The organism is Marinobacterium iners DSM 11526, assembly GCF_900107855.1.
GTDB classification, from domain to species: domain Bacteria; phylum Pseudomonadota; class Gammaproteobacteria; order Pseudomonadales; family Balneatricaceae; genus Marinobacterium; species Marinobacterium iners.
Genome location: NZ_FNRJ01000009.1, coordinates 64,071 through 83,400, shown reverse-complemented (window position 1 = coordinate 83,400; position 19,330 = coordinate 64,071). Strand labels below are relative to the sequence as shown.

General features: G+C 57.0%; 22 protein-coding genes. 9 read left to right on the top strand and 13 right to left on the bottom strand.

What is annotated here, in order from left to right; genetic code table 11:
• The first annotated feature begins 40 nt into the window (after window positions 1–40).
• Window positions 41–385 (top strand): c-type cytochrome, encoded by a 345-nt coding sequence (locus BLV48_RS11010; protein WP_091826838.1) that lies wholly within the window; start codon window positions 41–43, stop codon window positions 383–385.
• On the opposite strand, the gene trmL is transcribed toward BLV48_RS11010, so the two are convergent.
• The 4 genes from trmL to glnA form a co-directional block, all read right to left on the bottom strand.
• Window positions 355–813, bottom strand: coding sequence for a tRNA (uridine(34)/cytosine(34)/5-carboxymethylaminomethyluridine(34)-2'-O)-methyltransferase TrmL (trmL, locus tag BLV48_RS11005; protein ID WP_091826837.1), 459 nt, complete (start codon window positions 811–813; stop codon window positions 355–357). The two genes, BLV48_RS11010 and trmL, sit on opposite strands and share 31 nt — an antisense overlap.
• A gap of 42 nt (window positions 814–855) precedes the next feature.
• Window positions 856–2,301, bottom strand: coding sequence for a nitrogen regulation protein NR(I) (gene ntrC, locus BLV48_RS11000; protein WP_091826836.1), 1,446 nt, complete (start codon window positions 2,299–2,301; stop codon window positions 856–858).
• Window positions 2,270–3,358 (bottom strand): nitrogen regulation protein NR(II), encoded by a 1,089-nt coding sequence (gene glnL / locus BLV48_RS10995; RefSeq protein WP_091826835.1) that lies wholly within the window; start codon window positions 3,356–3,358, stop codon window positions 2,270–2,272. The genes ntrC and glnL overlap by 32 nt, the downstream gene beginning before the upstream one ends.
• A 253-nt stretch (window positions 3,359–3,611) precedes the next feature.
• The gene (gene glnA, locus BLV48_RS10990) at window positions 3,612–5,018 is read right to left on the bottom strand and encodes a glutamate--ammonia ligase (protein ID WP_091826834.1); all 1,407 of its coding nucleotides are present in this window, start codon (window positions 5,016–5,018) and stop codon (window positions 3,612–3,614) included.
• A gap of 356 nt (window positions 5,019–5,374) precedes the next feature.
• Between glnA and BLV48_RS10985 the strand changes: the two genes are divergently transcribed.
• The 5 genes from BLV48_RS10985 (at window position 5,375) to dtd (ending at window position 9,747) form a co-directional block, all read left to right on the top strand.
• Window positions 5,375–5,731 (top strand): hypothetical protein, encoded by a 357-nt coding sequence (locus tag BLV48_RS10985; protein ID WP_091826833.1) that lies wholly within the window; start codon window positions 5,375–5,377, stop codon window positions 5,729–5,731.
• Window positions 5,732–5,825: 94 nt separating this feature from the next.
• Window positions 5,826–7,634 carry a translational GTPase TypA gene (typA, locus tag BLV48_RS10980; RefSeq protein WP_091826832.1) on the top strand — a complete coding sequence of 603 codons (1,809 nt, stop codon included), beginning with the start codon at window positions 5,826–5,828 and terminating at the stop codon, window positions 7,632–7,634.
• A gap of 108 nt (window positions 7,635–7,742) precedes the next feature.
• Window positions 7,743–8,234, top strand: a complete 492-nt coding sequence (locus BLV48_RS10975; RefSeq protein ID WP_091826831.1) for a YehS family protein — start codon at window positions 7,743–7,745, stop codon at window positions 8,232–8,234.
• Window positions 8,235–8,335: 101 nt separating this feature from the next.
• The gene (pip, locus tag BLV48_RS10970; RefSeq protein WP_091826830.1) at window positions 8,336–9,286 is read left to right on the top strand and encodes a prolyl aminopeptidase; all 951 of its coding nucleotides are present in this window, start codon (window positions 8,336–8,338) and stop codon (window positions 9,284–9,286) included.
• A gap of 11 nt (window positions 9,287–9,297) precedes the next feature.
• On the top strand, window positions 9,298–9,747 hold the full coding sequence (gene dtd, locus BLV48_RS10965) for a D-aminoacyl-tRNA deacylase (protein ID WP_091826829.1): 450 nt from the start codon (window positions 9,298–9,300) through the stop codon (window positions 9,745–9,747).
• Between the two features lie 8 nt (window positions 9,748–9,755).
• On the opposite strand, the gene BLV48_RS10960 is transcribed toward dtd, so the two are convergent.
• The 3 genes from BLV48_RS10960 to pomA all read right to left on the bottom strand — a co-directional run bounded on the left by BLV48_RS10960 (window position 9,756) and on the right by pomA (window position 12,027).
• Window positions 9,756–10,211 carry an OsmC family protein gene (locus tag BLV48_RS10960; protein WP_091826828.1) on the bottom strand — a complete coding sequence of 152 codons (456 nt, stop codon included), beginning with the start codon at window positions 10,209–10,211 and terminating at the stop codon, window positions 9,756–9,758.
• Between the two features lie 113 nt (window positions 10,212–10,324).
• Window positions 10,325–11,257, bottom strand: coding sequence for a flagellar motor protein MotB (locus BLV48_RS10955; protein ID WP_091826827.1), 933 nt, complete (start codon window positions 11,255–11,257; stop codon window positions 10,325–10,327).
• Window positions 11,258–11,268: 11 nt separating this feature from the next.
• Complete coding sequence (pomA, locus tag BLV48_RS10950) at window positions 11,269–12,027, bottom strand: flagellar motor protein PomA (RefSeq protein WP_091826826.1); 759 nt, start codon at window positions 12,025–12,027, stop codon at window positions 11,269–11,271.
• 182 nt (window positions 12,028–12,209) lie between these two features.
• Here pomA and BLV48_RS10945 point away from each other — a divergent pair, with 182 nt between their 5' ends.
• Genes BLV48_RS10945 through dxs form a run of 3 tightly spaced genes read left to right on the top strand, consistent with a single transcriptional unit; the run spans window position 12,210 to window position 15,129 of the window.
• A complete protein-coding gene (locus BLV48_RS10945; RefSeq protein ID WP_091826825.1) occupies window positions 12,210–12,449 on the top strand; it encodes an exodeoxyribonuclease VII small subunit in 240 nt (79 codons plus the stop codon).
• A gap of 2 nt (window positions 12,450–12,451) precedes the next feature.
• Window positions 12,452–13,348: a polyprenyl synthetase family protein gene (locus BLV48_RS10940; protein WP_091826824.1), complete on the top strand. Its 897-nt coding sequence runs from the start codon at window positions 12,452–12,454 to the stop codon at window positions 13,346–13,348.
• Window positions 13,349–13,350: 2 nt separating this feature from the next.
• Entirely contained in the window at window positions 13,351–15,129 is a 1,779-nt protein-coding gene (dxs, locus tag BLV48_RS10935) for a 1-deoxy-D-xylulose-5-phosphate synthase (RefSeq protein WP_091826823.1), read from the top strand.
• Here dxs and ribA read toward each other — a convergent pair whose 3' ends face one another.
• From ribA to ribBA, 6 genes are read right to left on the bottom strand one after another with little or no spacing between them, the layout of a single operon-like run.
• Entirely contained in the window at window positions 15,130–15,738 is a 609-nt protein-coding gene (gene ribA, locus BLV48_RS10930; RefSeq protein ID WP_091826822.1) for a GTP cyclohydrolase II, read from the bottom strand.
• Window positions 15,739–15,783: 45 nt separating this feature from the next.
• Window positions 15,784–16,257, bottom strand: a complete 474-nt coding sequence (locus BLV48_RS10925) for a phosphatidylglycerophosphatase A family protein (protein WP_091826821.1) — start codon at window positions 16,255–16,257, stop codon at window positions 15,784–15,786.
• Window positions 16,250–17,227: a thiamine-phosphate kinase gene (thiL, locus tag BLV48_RS10920; RefSeq protein ID WP_091826820.1), complete on the bottom strand. Its 978-nt coding sequence runs from the start codon at window positions 17,225–17,227 to the stop codon at window positions 16,250–16,252. Before thiL ends, BLV48_RS10925 begins: the two co-directional genes overlap by 8 nt.
• Before the next feature lie 16 nt (window positions 17,228–17,243).
• Entirely contained in the window at window positions 17,244–17,720 is a 477-nt protein-coding gene (gene nusB, locus BLV48_RS10915) for a transcription antitermination factor NusB (RefSeq protein WP_091826819.1), read from the bottom strand.
• Window positions 17,721–17,722: 2 nt separating this feature from the next.
• On the bottom strand, window positions 17,723–18,196 hold the full coding sequence (ribH, locus tag BLV48_RS10910; protein ID WP_091826900.1) for a 6,7-dimethyl-8-ribityllumazine synthase: 474 nt from the start codon (window positions 18,194–18,196) through the stop codon (window positions 17,723–17,725).
• A gap of 11 nt (window positions 18,197–18,207) precedes the next feature.
• On the bottom strand, window positions 18,208–19,326 hold the full coding sequence (gene ribBA, locus BLV48_RS10905; protein ID WP_091826818.1) for a bifunctional 3,4-dihydroxy-2-butanone-4-phosphate synthase/GTP cyclohydrolase II: 1,119 nt from the start codon (window positions 19,324–19,326) through the stop codon (window positions 18,208–18,210).
• Between the last annotated feature and the right edge of the window lie 4 nt (window positions 19,327–19,330).

The window sequence follows — 19,330 nt, the reverse complement described above, 5'->3', positions numbered from 1 at the left end:
CCTGTTAGTATTCAACGGCAGACTTGGTTGAGGAGCCGGCATGAAGCTGTTGCGATACTCTGTATTACCGATCATTCCCCTGCTGCTGACCGCCTGTGGAGAGCCCCCACCCGAACGGATGAAGCAAGGGGATAAGCTGTATGCCTACTACTGCCAAAACTGCCACCAGAAAGCCGGACTTGGCCCTTTTCTGGAACAGGTCCCACTCACTGAACGCTCATTGCAGAGACACGAGATTGTCCTGATGATCAAGCATGGCTACGATCAGGGGCACACTCACATGCCCACCTTCAGCCAACTCAGCGACCTGCAGGCCGATGCACTGGCGGAATTTGTCATCGAGCGACGCAGGGCTCAGGCAAGAGCCCCCTCAAACCCCAACTGACGCCAGGCCTCGTACACCACGACAGCGCAGGCGTTGGACAAATTCAGACTGCGACTGTCAGCCAGCATCGGCAGGCGCAGGCCTGAGTACTGCTGAAGGACTTCGGCGGGGAGACCCCGGGTTTCAGGGCCGAACAACAGCAGGTCGCCGGGAGCAAAGTCGGCATCGGCATAACCACGTTTTGCTTTGGTCGTCAGCGCCCAGACGCGCCGAGGCCGAAGCGCCTCCAGGCAGGACTGCAGATCATCATGTACCTGTACCCGGGCCCACTCATGGTAATCCAGCCCTGCCCGACGCAAACGTTTGTCATCAAGATCAAACCCAAGTGGCCGGATCAAGTGAAGACGAAAGCCGGTGTTGGCACACAGGCGGATGATGTTCCCGGTATTCGGTGGAATTTCGGGTTGGTAAAGGGCCAGATCAAGCATCAGAGTCTCCGGTGGATCGGCCCACATTATACCGGCCAGCGGTTAATCGTCACCTTCTTCGTCATTAAGACCGGAGGTATCCATCTGCAGCTCCTTGATCTTGCGCGTCAAGGTGTTGCGCCCCCAGCCCAGCAAACGAGCGGCATCACGTCGACGACCCGCAGTGGCTCCCAACGCGGCGGTAATCATGACGCGCTCAAAGGCCGGCACAGCCTCCTGCAGGATACCTTCTGAGCCTCGTGCCAACTGCTGTTCGGCCCAGAGCCTCAATCCTTCCTGCCAGCTGCAACTGGTACCGGCCACCTTGGGATCATGTTGCTGCTGCTCCAGCAGCTCTGGCGGCAGATCAGAGACCAGCACCTCACGCCCGGATGCCATCACAGTCAGCCAGCGACAGGTATTTTCCAGCTGACGCACATTGCCAGGCCATGACAGATCACACATGAACTCGGCTGTTTCCGGTTTCAGTACCTTGGGTTCTACCGCCAGCTCTTCGGCCGAACTGGCCAGAAAGTGCCGTGCCAGGCGCGGAATGTCTTCGCGCCGCTCCGCCAGCCGCGGGATATGGATGCGGATAACATTGAGGCGGTGAAACAGGTCCTCACGGAAACGCCCGTCCCGTACCAGCTTCTCCAGATTCTGGTGAGTTGCAGCAATGATCCTGACATCCACTCGCACCGGTGTATGACCGCCAACCCGATAGAACTCGCCATCGGCCAGTACACGCAGCAGTCGAGTCTGAGTATCCGCCGGCATATCACCAATTTCGTCCAGAAACAGGGTGCCACCATCCGCCTGCTCAAAACGGCCGCGACGGCTCGCGGCGGCTCCGGTGAAGGCACCTTTCTCATGCCCGAACAGTTCGGACTCAATCAGGTCTCGCGGAATCGCCGCCATATTCAGTGGAATGAACGGCTTCTCTGCTCGCGGGCTGTGCTTATGCAGGGCATGAGCAACCAGCTCCTTGCCGGTGCCCGACTCACCGTTGATCAGTACCGTGATATTGGAGTGCGCCAACCGCCCAATGGCACGGAACACCTCCTGCATGGCAGGCGCCTCACCGATAATTTCAGCCGCCTGCTCAGGCTGGGGTTGTGCCGTCTGCTCGCGCTGTTCCTGGGCATGTGCAACCGCGCGTCGCACCAGTGAAAGCGCCTCATCCACGTCAAATGGTTTGGGCAGATACTCAAAGGCACCGCCCTGATAGGAGGCCACGGCGCTGTCGAGATCCGAATGGGCTGTCATGATGATAATCGGCAGCTGCGGCATCACCTCGTGCAGATGCTGCAACAGCTTCAGCCCATCCATGCCCGGCATGCGCACGTCACTCAGAATGGCATCCGGGTGCTCGTCTTCCAGTCGCGCCAGCAGTGGCTGCGCCGAATCGAAGGCTTCGGTCTCGAAGCCAGCCGATGTCAGCGCCTTGTCGAGAACCCAGCGGATCGAGCGGTCGTCATCAACGATCCAGACCTTGGCTGCTTGTGTCATGACTCAACTCCAGTGGTATAAACAGGTTGAAGCGGGTCTGCCCCGGCTCCGACGTAAATTCGATCAGCCCCTTGTGCTGATTCATGATCGACTGGGCGATGGACAGGCCCAGACCAGACCCCTGCGCCCGGCTGCTGACCATGGGGTAAAAAATGGTATCGGCAATTTCGTCGGGTATGCCCGGACCGTTGTCGATTATCTCAAGTGAGCACACCAGCCGATGCCGCTCTGTGCCCAATGTAATCTGGCGCAGTGCTCGTGTACGCAGCATGACCTGAGGCGCCGTTGTACCGGTCTCCTCCATCGCCTGTACCGCATTGCGGATGATATTCAGAACCGCTTGAATTAATTGGCCCCGAGCACCATCAAACTCGGGAATACTCGGATCATAGTCGCGCATCAGTTTGACGCGATTGCCGGTTTCGGCCTTTACCAGACTGCAGACATGCTCAAGAATGGCGTGAATGTTCACCCGTTCAATCACCGGCAGCTTATGCGGCCCCAACAGGCGATCCACCAGGTGGCGTAGCCGATCCGCTTCTTCAATAATGATCTGGGTGTATTCATGCAACTCTTCCCGATCAAGCTCGCGGTCCAGCAACTGGGCAGCCCCACGGATGCCGCCAAGCGGATTCTTGATCTCATGCGCGAGCCCTCGTACCAATATCCGTGCACTGGCATGACGGGTGAGCAGTTCCTCTTCCCGTTCAATTCGCATCAATCGGTCACGGGCCTGTATCTCAAGCAGAATCCCTCCATCCGGTATCGGGTTGACGCTGTAATCAACGGTCAACTCCTGCCCGGTCTGAGTCACCAGCCGTGCTTCCCGCTTGCTGTAGGGGTGGCCGCTGCACAATGACTGGCGCAGGACATCCAGCTCCGCTTCACTGGACGATAGCCACTCTTCGATGGGACGATTCTTGAGCCGTCGTGCACTGGCTTCCAGCAACATTTCAGCGGCCGGATTCATGTACTGGATGCAAAGGGACTCGTTCAGTACTAATACCGAACTGGTCAGGTTATCCAGTATCTGCTTGTGTGACTGTGAACGGGACATCGGCTGCTCTCCTTCCTGACCCTTCTCATGCAAGAAAAGCGCCAGTTTTTCTGAAATCCCAATCGCCCGGCATATGGGGCTTGAGGCCAAACCAAGGCCCTGTAGGTCAGCTATTGAAAATGGTATTACGCACCATAATAGTGCAAAGATTTAATCCGGTGCGCTCTTGCACCGGAAATGCACAAGCCTGAATGCCGGAGACAAAAAAGGCCTCCCGAGGGAAGCCTTTTCAGTTTTACAACTCAGTGTCGAATTACACGGAGTAGTACAGGTCGAACTCGACCGGATGAGTGGTCATGTTCACTTTGGCCACTTCTTCACGCTTCAGCTTGATGTACGCATCCAGCATATCGTCGGTGAATACGCCGCCACGTGTCAGGAACTCACGGTCTTCTTCCAGAGCATCCAGCGCTTCGGTCAGAGAGGCGACAACAGTCGGGATCTCTTTTGCCTCTTCCGGCGGCAGGTCGTACAGATCCTTGTCAGCCGGATCGCCCGGGTGGACCTTGTTCTGGATACCGTCGAGGCCGGCCATCAGCAGCGCTGCAAAGCAGAGGTACGGGTTGGCAGCCGGATCAGGGAAGCGCGCTTCAACACGACGCCCTTTCGGACTAGTGGTGTACGGAATACGCAGGGAAGCGGAACGGTTGCGGGCGGAGTAAGCCAGCATAACCGGTGCTTCGAAGCCCGGGACCAGACGCTTGTAGGAGTTGGTAGACGGGTTGCAGATAGCATTCAGCGCTTTGGCGTGCTTAACGATACCACCAATGTAGTACAGAGCGGTTTCGCTCAGACCACCGTAGCCGTCACCGGCGAAGATGTTGGCACCGTCCTTGGACATGGACAGGTGAACATGCATGCCGGAACCGTTATCACCAACCAGCGGCTTGGGCATGAAGGTAGCGGTTTTGCCGTATGCATGCGCAACGTTGTGTACACAGTACTTCAGGATCTGAACTTCGTCTGCCTTGGAAACCAGGGTGTTGCCACGCACACCGATTTCACACTGACCGGCAGTCGCCACTTCGTGGTGGTGCACTTCGATGGTCAGGCCCATGGCTTCCATGGCATCACACATCGCTGCACGCAGATCATGCAGGGAGTCAATCGGCGGAACCGGGAAGTAACCGCCCTTGACGCGCGGACGGTGACCGGTGTTACCACCTTCGATCTTGTGGTTGGATGCCCATGATGCTTCTTCAGACTGGATGCTGTAGCCGCAGCCGCTGATGTCAGCATGCCATTCAACACCGTCAAACACGAAGAATTCCGGCTCTGGGCCCAGCATGGCGGAGTCGGCGATACCGGTAGACTTCAGATACTCTTCAGCGCGCTTGGCAACAGAACGCGGATCACGCTCATAACCCTGGCCAGTAGCCGGCTCGATGATGTCACAGCGTACGATAACGGTTGCATCTTCGGTAAAGGGATCCAGAACGGAAGCACTGTCATCCGGACGCAGGATCATGTCGGATTCCTGAATACCCTTCCAGCCGGCAATGGAAGAACCGTCAAACATTTTGCCGTCTTCAAAGAAGTCATCACCCATGTCTGTGACAGGGATGGTCACGTGCTGTTCCTTGCCCTTGAAATCGGTGAAGCGCATGTCGATCCATTTTGCGCCGCTTTCTTTGATCAGATTCAGAGTCTTCTCTGACATTTGGCTATCCCCACTCGTTATTAAGTATTGCCAAAACAATACTTCTGTCATTACGGATCCGGAAACCGGTTTGCTATTACTTAAGCAAAGGCTGTGCCATCTTGAAAATCATGCTAACCCACTGATTTTCTGTTTTATCTCACATCCTTTGTCAATACAGAAGGCACCAAAATCGTGCATGCCGGAAAATAACGACCCATTAAGGTGCACTGATGGTCGATTTTGGGGCCGTACCAGTAATCGGTAATCCATGATAGTGCAATCAGACCAGAAATGCTGTGCCTGAGGCAGGCTTCCCGACAGCTTTTTTTACCAGTAACCTGTGACGACGAGATGCTCAAACAACGGAGAGGAACATGGCTGCCAGGGAATTGATGATTGCCACACTGATGATCGCATTATTGAGCATCAGCACCGCTGCGACAGCCTCGACCGCCTCAGAGGAAAGCTACCGCAAGCGCTTTCCGGCGCAGTGGCTGGAACGTAACGGTGAGATCAGACTGGAAACAATCTGCTACAACTACCCCGATAGCAGCTATATGTATCGACTCTGCCGCGAGCAGGCCGCCCACACACTTCGAGCCCGCTGCAGTCGTTACCGTGCACTGACGGATACCTATAGCGGCGATACCCGATCGCACTATCTGCACATGGCTCAGAAGTACTGCACCGCAAGCGAGCAGTATCAGTCTGAGGTCAATGGAAAAAAATAGACTGCTGTCACAGAATAATGATCACTCAGTGATCGCTTGTTTAACCTCCCTTCCGTATAATGTCGCGCTTTACACCATCACAGGGTACACACGCGTGATTGAAAACCTCCGAAATATTGCCATTATCGCCCACGTTGACCACGGCAAAACCACACTGGTCGACAAGCTGCTGCAGCAGTCAGGCACTCTGAACCGCCGCGATGAAAGCGCTGAGCGCATCATGGATTCCAATGACCAGGAGCGTGAGCGCGGTATCACCATTCTGGCCAAGAACACGGCCATTCGCTGGAACGACTACCGAATCAACATCGTTGATACCCCGGGACATGCGGACTTTGGCGGTGAGGTTGAACGTGTACTCTCCATGGTGGACTCGGTTCTGCTGCTGGTGGATGCGGTTGACGGCCCGATGCCGCAGACCCGCTTCGTAACCCAGAAAGCCTTTGCTCAGGGCCTGCACCCGATCGTGGTCATCAACAAGATCGACCGCCCGGGTGCGCGTCCGGACTGGGTTATGGACCAGGTGTTTGACCTGTTCGACAACCTGGGCGCCACCGACGAACAGCTGGACTTCCCGATCGTCTACGCCTCTGCCCTGAACGGCATTGCCGGCAATGCCCCCGAAGAAATGGCAGACGACATGACGCCGCTGTTTGAAGCGATCGTCAAGCACGTGCACGCACCGCGTGTCGATGCCGACGGCCCGTTCCAGATGCAGATTTCCGCACTGGACTATAACAGCTATGTGGGCGTTATCGGTGTTGGCCGTGTATCACGCGGCCGAGTCAAGACCAACACCCAGGTGAAGGTGATCGACAGCCATGCCAAGGTGCGTAACGGCCGTGTTCTCAAGATCATGGGTTACCACGGTCTGGAGCGTATCGAAGTTGATACGGCTCAGGCGGGTGACATCATCTGTGTGACCGGTCTGGATGAGCTGAACATCTCCGATACCCTGTGCGACCCGGAAGTGGTCGAAGCACTGCCGGCACTGTCTGTTGATGAGCCCACCGTATCCATGACCTTCCAGGTCAACGATTCTCCGTTTGCAGGCCAGGAAGGCAAGTTCGTCACCAGCCGTAACATCAAGGAGCGTCTGGATCGTGAACTGATTCATAACGTGGCCCTGCGTGTTGAGCCCGGTGATACCCCGGAAAAATTCCGTGTATCCGGTCGTGGTGAATTGCATCTGTCGGTACTGATCGAATCCATGCGCCGCGAAGGCTTCGAACTGGGTGTATCACGCCCCGAAGTTATTCAGAAAGAAGTGAACGGCGAAATCCACGAACCTTACGAAGTCGTGATGATCGACGTGGAAGAAGAGCACCAGGGTTCCATCATCGAAGAACTGGGCAAACGTCGCGCTGACATGACCAACATGGAAGTGGACGGCAAGGGTCGTGTACGCCTGACCTTCATGATGCCGTCCCGCGGCCTGATCGGCTTCCGCAGCCAGTTCATGACCATGACATCCGGTACCGGCATCATGACATCGGTCTTCGACCATTATGGCCCGGTCAAGGCCGGTGACGTGATCTCTCGTCACAACGGTGTGCTGGTGTCCATGGTCACCGGCAAGGCACTGGGCTATGCCCTGTTCAACCTGCAGGAGCGCGGCCGCCTGTTCATAGACCCGAACGTTGAGGTCTATGAAGGCATGGTGCTGGGTATTCACAGCCGCAACAATGACCTGGTGATCAACCCCACCAAGGGCAAGCAGCTGACCAACGTACGCGCGTCCGGTACCGATGAAAACATCGTTTTGACCCCGCCGATCAAGTACTCACTGGAACAGGCTCTTGATTTCATCGAAGATGATGAGCTGGTCGAAGTGACCCCAGCAGCCATCCGCATCCGTAAGAAGCTGCTGAAAGAGAACGAGCGCAAACGCAACAAGAAGTAACCGCTTGACTGCGTAACGTATGGAAAGGCCGGCGGAGCAATCCCCGGCCTTTTTGTTTGTCTGGCCCCATCTGCAAATCGATGATGGGGTACCCACAAAGGAATACCCGTGAACAACAACGATATAATGCGGCGCCTGCGCTACACTTTTGATCTCAAGGATTCGGCCATGGTCGAGATCTTTGCAGCTGCCGACCACCCCGTTACCCAGGAGCAGATCGTCAACTGGTTGCGAAAAGAGGATGACTCCGCGTACTGCGCAGCGACGGATACCGAACTGGCCATTTTCCTTAACGGCCTGATCAATACCCGCCGTGGTCGTCGCGAAGGCGAACAACCTCAACCGGAAAAACGCCTGAGCAACAACATGGTATTCATGAAGCTGAAAATTGCCCTGAACATGACCTCGGATGATGTGCTGGATACCCTGCGGAGCGTTGGATTCCCTCTGAGCAAGCACGAACTGAGTGCTTTTTTCCGCAAACCTGACAACAAGCACTACCGGGAATGCAAGGACCAGATTCTGCGCAACTTTCTGCTCGGTTTGCAGCGGCGGCTTCGCCCTGACAATGCAGGCGCCATTGATTCAGAGGCCCATTAAACCTGTCCGAATCAACACTTCCGCCCCGAGTACAGACATCGGTTCACCTGACTGCAGTGGGCCGATATACTGGCCCTATCCGTTACCCACAGGAGAGCCTCATGCGCACCCTCTACCCCGAGATCAGCATCAATCACGAGTACTATATTGAGGTGGGCGACCGACATACCCTGTACGTGGAGGAATGCGGCAACCCCAACGGCATTCCGGTTCTGTTTGTACACGGTGGACCCGGCGGGGGCTGCGGACCAACTCACCGACGTTTCTTCAACCCCGAGCGCTATCGCATCATCCTGTTCGACCAGCGCGGCTGTGGTCGCTCAACACCGCATGCAGAGCTCGAAGCCAATACCACTCAGGCACTGGTGGCGGACATGGAGCAGATCAGGGAATTCCTCAGCATTGAGCAATGGCTGCTGTTTGGTGGCAGCTGGGGCTCGACGCTGAGCCTGGTCTATGCCGAGACGCACCCTGAACGCGTCGCCGGCATGATTCTGCGCGGCATTTTTCTCTGCCGCGACCAGGATATACAGTGGTTCTACCAGCAGGGTGCCAGCGCCCTGTTCCCCGACTACTGGCAGGATTACTTGCAGCCCATTCCCGCTACAGAGCGAAGCGACCTGCTCAGTGCCTACCATCAGCGCCTGACCGGAAACAACGACTTGGTACGGATGCAAGCAGCCAAGGCCTGGTCCGTGTGGGAGGGGCGCTGTTCAACACTGGACCCGAACCCGGATGTCGTTGAACACTTTGCCGATCCCCATTTTGCCCTTGCGATGGCACGGATCGAGGCGCACTACTTTATCCACAAGGCGTTTCTGGAGTCGGATCAGATCCTGAATGACGCCCACCGGCTGGCGGATATCCCGATCACCATCGTGCACGGCCGCTACGATGTGGTTTGCCCGCTAGAGCAGGCCTTTGCCCTGCAACAGGCGGCACCGCATGCGCATCTACATATCGTTCGAGATGCCGGCCACTCGGCCTTTGAACCCGGCATTATCGACAATCTGGTCCACGCTACCGACGAATTTGTACAGCGCAGCGCCTGAGGAGCAATATTGTGAAGGGACTGATTCAACGTGTCAGCCATGCCTGCGTAAAAGTGGATGACGAGATTACCGGTGCCATTGATGGCGGCATTCTGCTATTGCTGGGAGTGGAACAGGGTGACAACGAAACAACAGCTGACAAGCTGCTGCAAAAGGTCCTAAACTACCGCATTTTTTCGGATGTCGATGGCAAAATGAATCGAAGCCTGACCGATGTAGGGGGCGGGCTGCTGGTGGTATCGCAGTTCACACTGGTTGCCGATACGCGCAAGGGGCTCAGACCCGGCTTTTCCCGCGGTGCTACACCCGCTGAAGGTGAGCGACTGTATGACCTCTTTGTTCAGCGGGCGCGGGCCATGCATGGGTCAGTCGAAACCGGTCGCTTTGGTGCGGATATGAAGGTAGAGCTATTGAATGACGGGCCGGTCACCTTTCTGCTGGAGGTGCCGCCCGTCGACTGACAGCGGCATCAAGCGATGCAGCTGGGCTCAACCAAGTGGTGGGTCACCCGTGTTTCCAGTTTGATATTGTCATGCAGTGGGCAACGTTCACAGACCGCATCCAGAAACACCTGCTTCTCTTCATCAGTCATGTCGGCATCGATTTCGGCTGATACCTGGATCTGCTGGAAGCCAGTGCGGTCATCACTGGGCTTGCCCAGCAAACCGGCAGGGTTGTAGTCACCCTCGACACTGACTTTCATGCCACGCAGCTCAATCTTCTGCTGCATCGCCGCGATACGGCCGATAGTGCAGATACAACCACCGAGCGAGAACAAAAAATACTCCAGCGGGGTAGGTCCCAGGTTCTGTCCACGGGCAGCCTCCGGCTGGTCAATCACGACCTGATGGCCGCGTATATCCGCGCGAACGGCAAAACCTTCCGTCATTTGGGCGTTAACACTGACTCGCTTGTCGGCGCTCATGCACGACTCCTCACACATTAGTTAAGAATAAACTAATATTATTAATTCCCGACGGCAGATGCAAACGCTCCCTTCGGGTGAAGAAGAGGATGACTCAATACCAGACCCGGCCCTCAGAACAGGCCGCTCGGGTCAATCGGCGTTCCTTCTGTATCGCCGTCAGGGCGTGATTGCAGTCGATCCAGTGCCTCTTCTGCGTCACCCTTCTGAATGACAATCTCCACACGGCGGTTGCGAGCGCGAAGCTCTGCCGTGCTGTTGGGTGCCAGCGCACGGGTATCGGCATAGCCGGTAATATTGAAGCGGGACTGATCTATACGGCGGTCAGCAAAAAGTTCATGCGCCACCGCCAGCGCTCGTGCAGCTGAAAGATCCCAGTTGGACTCGAAGCGCCGCCCTGAATAGGGGACATTGTCGGTGTGCCCCTCAATGGCTACCTTGCCACTGATATCCAGCAGCAGGTCACGAATTTTGGCGATCACCGGAATATACTGAAACTTCAACTCGGCCGAGCCGGAATCAAATGATCCACGCTCCTTTACTCGGATGATGATGCGAGTGCCATCAGTTTCAACCTCAATACTGCCCTCACCGATTTCAGCCGCCAGCGCCTGAGCAACGGCGACCGCCTCCTGCTGAGCCTGCTCTTCCTGCTGTCGGCGCAGCTCTTCAAGCCCTTTCAATTCATCTTCGATTTGGGCCTCGCCCTCACGCGAGCGCACATCCAGGCTATTGAGGTCATTGTTGACCGTCATCTGACGCACTTCATTCAAGGGCGTCGGCTCAGGGCGGCCAGGGCTGAACTCCTGCGCAATGATGGAGGTTCCCTTCGGGATATCTTCCACCTTGATCTGGTTCTGAACGCCAAATGCTTCACGCATGGAGCCGGCCAACTGCTTGAATTTGAGCACGTCCATTTCCGAGAAGGAGAGCAGCAGCACGAAGAAACACATCAGCAGCGACATCAGGTCGGCAAAGGTCGCCATCCACAAGGGTGACCCCGCCGGCGGACATTTACATTTTTTGTCTTCGCTGTCGTCACTCATGGCCGGCTCCCTCAGCTTTCAGCAACGGCACGCTTGCGCTCGGGCAGGTAGTTGCGCAGCATCTGATCGATTACACGCGGGTTCTGACCCGCCTGAATCGCCAGCAGGCCGTCGATGATCAGGGCCTGATTCAGCGCCTCCTCATCCTTGCGTACCTCCAGCTTGTCCGCCACCGGAATGGCAAACATGTTGGCGATCATCGCACCGTACAGTGTCGTCAACAGTGCAACCGCCATGGCCGGACCAATCGATTTGGGGTCGGACATGTTGGACAGCATCTGTACCAAGCCCACCAGGGTGCCGATCATGCCCATTGCCGGTGCCACATCGCCCATGGCTCGGAATATCTTGGAACCGAAGTCATGTCGCTCGTATGTAAGGCCTGCCTCTTTCTTCAACAGCTGTTTGACTACCTCAGGGTCATGCCCGTCCACCAACAGCTGAATACCACGCTGCATGAACTCGGAAGAAACCTCTTTATCCTCAAGTGACAGCAGCCCTCCCTTGCGTGCAGCATCTGCCAGATCAACCGTTTCGGCAATGATGTCCTCAGGGTTAACCGACTTGAACATGAACGCTTTTGCCATGATTTTCCCGGCACCGAGAAACTGCCCGAGGGTGAATTTCATCAACACCACCAGCAGTGTTCCACCGATAACAATCAGCATGGATGGTGGGTTAACAAAAATACCGATATCACCGCCCAGTACCATCGCGGCAACGATGATAGCAAAAGCCCCTAAGAGACCAACGAGGGTAGCCAGATCCACTGATCGCTCCTGAAAATATGTACCGATGCTAATAAAGGGCAAGAACACTGACTTTGCCAGCAGCAGATCATACCAGAATTAAACATACGTTCACGCTTTGATCGGCTTTTTCCATAGCTCCGATTGACCCCTGTCGGCAGGTTGGTTAACGTGAACGCCTTAACCGATCAGATGAAATCCGCATGACCCGCAAAGCCGAGAAACCCGACTTCGAACACGCCCTGTCAGAGCTTGAAAGCCTCGTGGTACGTCTTGAGCAGGGAGACCTGCCCATTGAAGATGCCCTTGCTTCATTCGAGCAAGGGGTACGTCTCACGCGTGAATGTCAGACCATTCTGCAACAGGCCGAGCAGAAAGTGCAGCTGCTGACTGAACAGGATGGCGAAATTCACGCCAACGACTTCCCCAACCGGGAAGAGTAGGCATGGACATTCAGCAGGTACTGGCTCAGTACCGCTCTCGCACTGAGCTGCAGCTTGAGCAACTTTTTCAGGAAATGGCCTCACTTGAGCCCCGACTGCCCGAAGCAATGCGTTACGGCCTGCTTAACGGCGGCAAACGCCTGCGACCGGCACTGGTCTACCTTAGCCACCAGCTGTGCAGTACCGACCAGCCTCCTCACGCCCTGACTGACCGGGCAGCGGTTGCCATTGAGTGCATCCACAGCTATTCGCTGATCCATGATGACCTGCCGGCGATGGATGACGACGACCTGCGTCGCGGCAAGCCCACCTGTCATATTGTCTTTGATGAGGCGACAGCCATCCTGGCCGGTGATGCCCTGCAGTGTCTGGCGTTTGAGCAACTGAGCGAAATCATCGACCCAACACTGGCACTGCGTCAGCTGAAGATGATGAAGGTGCTGGCACGCGCCAGCGGCCGGCAGGGCATGGTAGCCGGGCAGGCGTTTGACCTTGGTCATGTAGGCCAGCCTCTGACACTGGAGCAGCTGCAGGCAATGCACGCCTGCAAGACCGGAGCACTGATTACCTGTGCCGTAGAGCTGGGCGCACTTTCAGCCGGTGAGCCGGAAGGCGAACGTCTGGACCAACTGCGTCGCTTTGGCGACCTGGTCGGGCTGGCATTTCAGGTCCAGGACGACCTGCTCGACATTGAAGGTGATACAGCCACGCTGGGTAAACCCCAGGGGTCTGATCAGGCACAGAACAAACCCACCTATCCCGCTCTACTGGGCATGGAAGGTGCACGCTCAAAACTGAACCAACTGCACCAGGAAGCCGTAGCCATACTCACAGGCTTTGGCCCTGATGCCGAAGCGCTGATTGCCCTGACCGACTACATTGTTGCGCGTGACCATTGAGCATGTTCAATCGGATTCCTGACCAGCGACCCGATACCCCCTTGCTGGACCTCGTCCAGTCACCGACCGATCTGCGCCAATTAAGTCGTACCGACCTGCCTGAACTGGCCCGGCAACTACGTGCCTTTTTGCTCTGGTCCGTGGGCCAGACCGGAGGACATTTCGGCGCAGGCCTGGGCGTGGTCGATCTGACCATTGCACTGCATTACCTGCTCAATACCCCTGATGACAGCCTTATCTGGGATGTGGGCCACCAGAGTTATCCACACAAGATTCTGACCGGTCGGCGCGACTCCATGGCCAGCATGCGTCAGAAAGGGGGTCTTTCCCCCTTTCCAAAACGCACCGAAAGCCCCTATGACAGTTTTGGTACAGGCCACTCCAGTACCTCGATCAGTGCCGCACTGGGCATGGCGCTGGGCTACCGGCTACAGGGTGAAAACCGCCGTACCGTAGCGGTGATCGGTGATGGTGCCATGACCGCAGGCATGGCGTTCGAAGCGTTGAATCATGCCGCCCACACCCGCGCCGACCTGCTTGTGATCCTCAACGACAACGACATGTCGATCTCACGTAATGAAGGCGGCCTGGCGAGCTACCTGGCACGCAATCTGAAACAAAAAATGGATGGCCCCGTCACCGCCGCTCTGTTCAAGGCACTTGAGTTCAATTATTCCGGCCCCGTGGACGGACACGACTTCAGCCTGCTGCTGCCGGCACTGGAGCGGTCATTGCAATGCCCCGGCCCACAGTTGCTGCATGTCATCACCCGCAAGGGCAAAGGTTTCGCACCGGCCGAAGCGGACCCGGTTGGCTACCATGCTCTGACCAAAATCGAGCCGCTGGCCGCAGTCGACAACACTGCCAAACGGCCCAAGTACTGCAATGTATTCGGCCGCTGGCTCGCCGAGACTGCCGCTCGGGACTCACGCCTGATCGGGATTACACCAGCGATGCGCGAAGGCTCGGATCTGATCGAGTTCTCCGAGCGCTTTCCCGAGCGCTATTTTGACGTTGCCATCGCCGAGCAGCACGCCGCGACTCTGGCCGCGGGCTTCGCCTGCAGCGGCATGAAACCGGTGCTGGCGATCTATTCCACCTTTTTGCAGCGTGCCTGGGACCAAATCGTACATGATGTGGCGATTCAGGATCTCGATCTGCTGCTGGCGATCGATCGGGCAGGGCTGGTGGGTGAAGATGGCGCTACCCACGCCGGCAGCTTCGACATCGCGGCGTTGCGATGCCTGCCCGGTCTGCTGCTGATGACACCAGCCGATGAGACCGAGCTGGAAGCGATGCTGACACTGGGCTATCAGTACCCGGGGCCTGCCGCCGTTCGCTACCCCCGTGGCAGTGCTGCCCTGCCACAGACAGACGATGCAGCTAGACTGGATATTGGCAAAAGCCGAGTACTGCGCAGAGGAAAACAGGTGGCACTGCTCAATTTTGGCCCGTTGCTGGACAGTGCGCGCCAAGTAGCCGACACGAATGGCTATACATTGGTGGACATGCGCTTTGTGAAACCGCTGGACAGTTGCATGGTCGAGCAACTGGCAGGTGAACATGAACTACTGGTCACCCTGGAAGATCATGCCATTCAAGGTGGGGCAGGCTCAGCGGTAGCCGAGTTCTGCACTCAGGCGGCCCTGGATACAGAACTGCTGCTGTTGGGGATACCGGATCGCTGGATAGGTCACGCCAGTCGCAGCGAACAGCTGGCCGAGTGCGGCCTGGATACTGCCGGTATCGAAACCGCGATCCGGCAGCGCTTGCAGGGTTAGTTATTCATCCTTGAAGTGGTGTTCGGTCATCATGTGGCCGAGCTTACCCATCTTGGTTTGCAGATAGCTTTCGTTGTGGCGGTTCTTACCCACCTGGAGCGGTACACGCTCTGACACGTTGACGCCGTATTTCTCCAGTGCTGACACCTTGCGCGGGTTATTGGTCATCAACTTCACAGCCTTGATGCCCAGATGCTCAAGCATCGGCTCACACATGCTGTAGTCACGCATGTCGGCGGCAAAACCCAGCTGCTCGTTGGCTTCCACTGTATCGGCACCGCCATCCTGTAGGTGATACGCCTTGATCTTGTTCAGCAAGCCAATTCCCCGGCCCTCCTGACGCAGATACAGCAGTACCCCCCTGCCCTCTTCCGCGATGCGCTTCAGTGCTTCCTGCAGCTGGAAACCACAATCACAGCGCAGGCTGAACAGCGCATCGCCGGTCAGACACTCGGAGTGAATACGGGCCAGTACCGGCTCGTCACCGGCCACTTCGCCGAACACCAGCGCGACGTGCTCTTTCCCGGTGGCGGGGTCTTCAAACCCCACCATGGTAAACACCCCCCAGGGGGTTGGCAGCCGCGAATCGGCTACATACTGAACTGACACCTTGGTTGTTTCCTCTGCAAATTCTTTTCAATTCAAGCTGTCGGCTCAAAACAGCCAGATCAGCCCGTGCAGTACTGCGGCGGCCATAACGCCCGCAAGCACATCATCCAGCATGATACCCAGCCCACCGTGCACCCGCTTGTCCACAGGACCAATGGGCCAGGGTTTGAGAATATCGAACAGGCGGAACAGGATAAAACCCGCCAGCGCCCAGACCCAGTCCACCGGTACCGCGATCATGGTGATCCAATAGCCGACAAACTCATCCCAGACAATGCCGCCGTGGTCATGAACACCCAGATCCCGGGATGTACGCCCACACAACCAGATCCCGATCACAAAGGCGAGCAATACCAACAGCAGGTACATCGCCAGCGGCGTCTGTGACAGCAAATACCAAAGCGGTACCGCCGCCAGAGTTCCTGCCGTACCCGGCGCCTTCGGCGAGGCACCGCTGCCCAGACCAAAGGCCAGAAAATGGATCGGATTGCGCCACACCGAGGCGGGGGCTTTATTCATCTTCACTCCTGAAATGATCCCAACTGCCAGGCAAGTCACCCAGTACCGTTGTCCCCGCTTGCAGAACCTGAAGCCCGGTGTCGGCGGTTATTTCACCGACATCGGTCAGGCGAATGCCGAGCGCTTGCGCCGTGTCCAGACAGGACGACAGCTGTGCGGCAGGTACTGCCAAACACAACTCAAAGTCTTCGCCACCGGCCAGTGCCCAGTCTTGCACCTGCTGGGGATAAAGCTGCTGCAGGGCGAATGAGACAGGTAACTGATCTACCTCCAGCCGCGCTCCCACTCCAGAGGCTTCGAGGATATGGCCCAGATCACCCAGCAGGCCATCCGAGATATCAATGGCCGCATGTACATGTTCACGCAGGCTCTGAGCCAGCTCAAGCCTCGGTTCCGGGCGGTAAAAGCGCTGCCTCAACTGTTCAACCGCTTCTGGCTCTGCACTCACGGGCAGCGGCTGCAGCAGCGTTTCCAAGCCGCCACGGCTGTCCCCAAGGGAGCCAGTCACCAGAATGCGATCTCCGGGAACTGCACCACTGCGAAGCCACGCCTGGCCATTGGGCACCAGCCCATGCACCTGAGCACTGAGAACGCAGACCGGGCCACGGGTGGTATCCCCTCCCACCAAGGCAATACCCAGCTCACTGCAACGCTGAGACAGTGCGCGCGAGAAGGCCAGCAGCCAGGTTTCATCCGCCTGCGGCAGGGTTACGGCCAGTGTAATCCAGGCGGGGGTCGCGGCCATGGCCGCCAGATCACTGACCGCAGCGCCCACAAGACGCTCGGCCAGCTGTGCGGGCGCGGTACCGGGCAAAAAGTGCACGCCCTCCACCAAGGTATCGATCGACACCACCAACTGCTGACCTGGAGGCACCTCCAGTACGGCGCAGTCATCACCAATGCCGTTGATGACACCAGCACCGGTTTGCTCCTGCATGAAGCAGCGTCGGATCAGCTCGAACTCACCCACGCGAATCTGTCATCGTTCAGTCGGCAGCACGCCGAGCACGAATTTCAGCCGCACGCACGCGCTGGGCCAGCTTGTCGAGAATGCCGTTGACATACTTGTGGCTTTCTGTGGCACCGAATATCTTGGCCAGATCAACACTTTCGTTGATCGCCACACGATAGGGCACCTGCAAACGGTGAATCAGTTCGTAGGCACCTATGCGAAGCACGCTCAGTTCAACCGGGTCCAGGTCGGTCAGCGGCCGGTCAAGGAAGGGACGGTAGGCTTCATCCAGATCCTTGCTGCCTGCCGTAACCCCGCGCAGCAGCTCAGAGAACAGCTGTACATCGGTGGTGCTCATGTCGTTATCGACCCGAAACTGCGCCTCAATCTCATTAGCGCTCTGACCTGCCACGGACCACTGGTACAGTGCCTGCAACGCAAAGCTGCGGGCGCTGCGGCGCATTTCAGTCAGATTGGGCTTGCCTTTTTTACGCGGCGTGGACTCGCTCATGCTCAAACCTCAAGCTGACGCATCAGGCTGACCATTTCCAGCGCTGACAATGCGGCTTCCGCCCCCTTGTTACCGGCCTTGGTACCGGAACGCTCAATCGCCTGTTCAATGGAATTCACAGTCAGGATGCCATTGGCCACGGGGATATCGTAGTCCATGGACACCTGCGCCACGCCCTTGGAGCTTTCGGACGAAACATATTCAAAATGTGGTGTACCGCCACGGATTACGGCGCCCAACGCGATAATGGCGTCATCCTGCTTCTGTTGTGCCACTCGCTTGACCGCCAGCGGAATCTCGAATGCGCCTGGCACACGGATGACACGAATATTTTCTTCAGATACGCCGTGGCGCACCAGCGCATCGATGGCGCCGTCCAACAGGCTTTCAACCACAAACGCGTTGAAGCGACCCACCACAATGGCATATTTGCCGTCGGCGCTCACGAAGTCGCCTTCAAATACTTGTACTGTCATAGACTTGTCCATCAATCCTCGTAGGGGATGTACTCTTCGATTTCCAGATCAAAACCGGAGATCGCGTTGAATTTCATTGGCGAGCTGAGCAGGCGCATTTTATGCACCCCCAGATCCCGCAGAATCTGTGAGCCGGTACCTACGGTCATGTAAGCACCAGATGCACTGACGTTCACCTTGGAACGGGTACGGTCAGCATTGAGCAGACTTTCGATCGCCTCACCCAGATCGACACGGGTGCCCTTATCGATCAACAGCACCACACCTTTGCCTTCGTTGGCCACACGCTCCAGCGCACGGCGCATGGTCCATTTCACTTCCGGCCCGCGGCGTACGCCGACCACATCACGCAACACTTCAGTACGGACATGGACGCGCACCAGCGTGGGTTCGTTCGGGTCGATATCACCCTTCACCAGCGCCAGATGGGTGCAGTTCTGAATTTCGTCACGATAGCTGACATAACGAAACTCGCCAAACTCGGTCGGCAATACACCCTCGCCCACACGCTCAACTGTATGCTCATTGCGGGTACGGTAGTGGATCAAATCCGCAATGGTGCCGATCTTGATGCCGTGCTTGGCAGCAAACTTTTCCAGATCAGGACGGCGTGCCATGCTGCCGTCTTCATTGATGATCTCAACAATAACCGACGCCGGCGCAAATCCGGCCAAACGCGCCATGTCGCAACCGGCTTCCGTATGACCGGCCCGGCTAAGTACACCGCCGGGTTGAGCCATCAACGGGAAAATATGCCCCGGCTGAACGATATCCTCCGGCTGAGCATCACTCTTCACAGCCGCGTGTACGGTGACCGCACGATCAGCTGCCGAGATACCGGTGGTGACGCCCTTGGCGGCTTCGATCGACAGGGTAAAATTGGTCGAGAAAGCGGCGCCGTTGTTTTGCACCATCAGCGGCAACTTGAGCTGCTCGCAGCGCTCACGGGTCAGTGTCAGGCAGACAAGACCGCGGGCATGGGTGATCATGAAATTGATGTCTTCGGGCCGCACGCACTGGGCGGCAATCACCAGGTCGCCTTCATTTTCACGATCTTCGTCATCCATCAGGATAACCATCCTGCCCTGACGGATATCTTCGATCAGTTCTTCAGTTGTATTCAGCTGCATAGTT

What these genes read in the sequence shown, in the direction of transcription:
- glnA (WP_091826834.1), bottom strand. Translation starts at nt 5,018, where the DNA reads ATGTCAGAGAAGACTCTGAATCTGATCAAAGAAAGCGGCGCAAAATGG.
- ribH (WP_091826900.1), bottom strand. Translation starts at nt 18,196, where the DNA reads ATGACAGTACAAGTATTTGAAGGCGACTTCGTGAGCGCCGACGGCAAA.
- dxs (WP_091826823.1), top strand. Translation starts at nt 13,351, where the DNA reads ATGTTCAATCGGATTCCTGACCAGCGACCCGATACCCCCTTGCTGGAC.
- trmL (WP_091826837.1), bottom strand. Translation starts at nt 813, where the DNA reads ATGCTTGATCTGGCCCTTTACCAACCCGAAATTCCACCGAATACCGGG.
- pip (WP_091826830.1), top strand. Translation starts at nt 8,336, where the DNA reads ATGCGCACCCTCTACCCCGAGATCAGCATCAATCACGAGTACTATATT.
- ntrC (WP_091826836.1), bottom strand. Translation starts at nt 2,301, where the DNA reads ATGACACAAGCAGCCAAGGTCTGGATCGTTGATGACGACCGCTCGATC.
- BLV48_RS10955 (WP_091826827.1), bottom strand. Translation starts at nt 11,257, where the DNA reads ATGAGTGACGACAGCGAAGACAAAAAATGTAAATGTCCGCCGGCGGGG.
- BLV48_RS10925 (WP_091826821.1), bottom strand. Translation starts at nt 16,257, where the DNA reads ATGAATAAAGCCCCCGCCTCGGTGTGGCGCAATCCGATCCATTTTCTG.
- glnL (WP_091826835.1), bottom strand. Translation starts at nt 3,358, where the DNA reads ATGTCCCGTTCACAGTCACACAAGCAGATACTGGATAACCTGACCAGT.
- BLV48_RS10940 (WP_091826824.1), top strand. Translation starts at nt 12,452, where the DNA reads ATGGACATTCAGCAGGTACTGGCTCAGTACCGCTCTCGCACTGAGCTG.
- BLV48_RS10960 (WP_091826828.1), bottom strand. Translation starts at nt 10,211, where the DNA reads ATGAGCGCCGACAAGCGAGTCAGTGTTAACGCCCAAATGACGGAAGGT.
- nusB (WP_091826819.1), bottom strand. Translation starts at nt 17,720, where the DNA reads ATGAGCGAGTCCACGCCGCGTAAAAAAGGCAAGCCCAATCTGACTGAA.
- BLV48_RS10945 (WP_091826825.1), top strand. Translation starts at nt 12,210, where the DNA reads ATGACCCGCAAAGCCGAGAAACCCGACTTCGAACACGCCCTGTCAGAG.
- BLV48_RS10985 (WP_091826833.1), top strand. Translation starts at nt 5,375, where the DNA reads ATGGCTGCCAGGGAATTGATGATTGCCACACTGATGATCGCATTATTG.
- ribBA (WP_091826818.1), bottom strand. Translation starts at nt 19,326, where the DNA reads ATGCAGCTGAATACAACTGAAGAACTGATCGAAGATATCCGTCAGGGC.
- BLV48_RS11010 (WP_091826838.1), top strand. Translation starts at nt 41, where the DNA reads ATGAAGCTGTTGCGATACTCTGTATTACCGATCATTCCCCTGCTGCTG.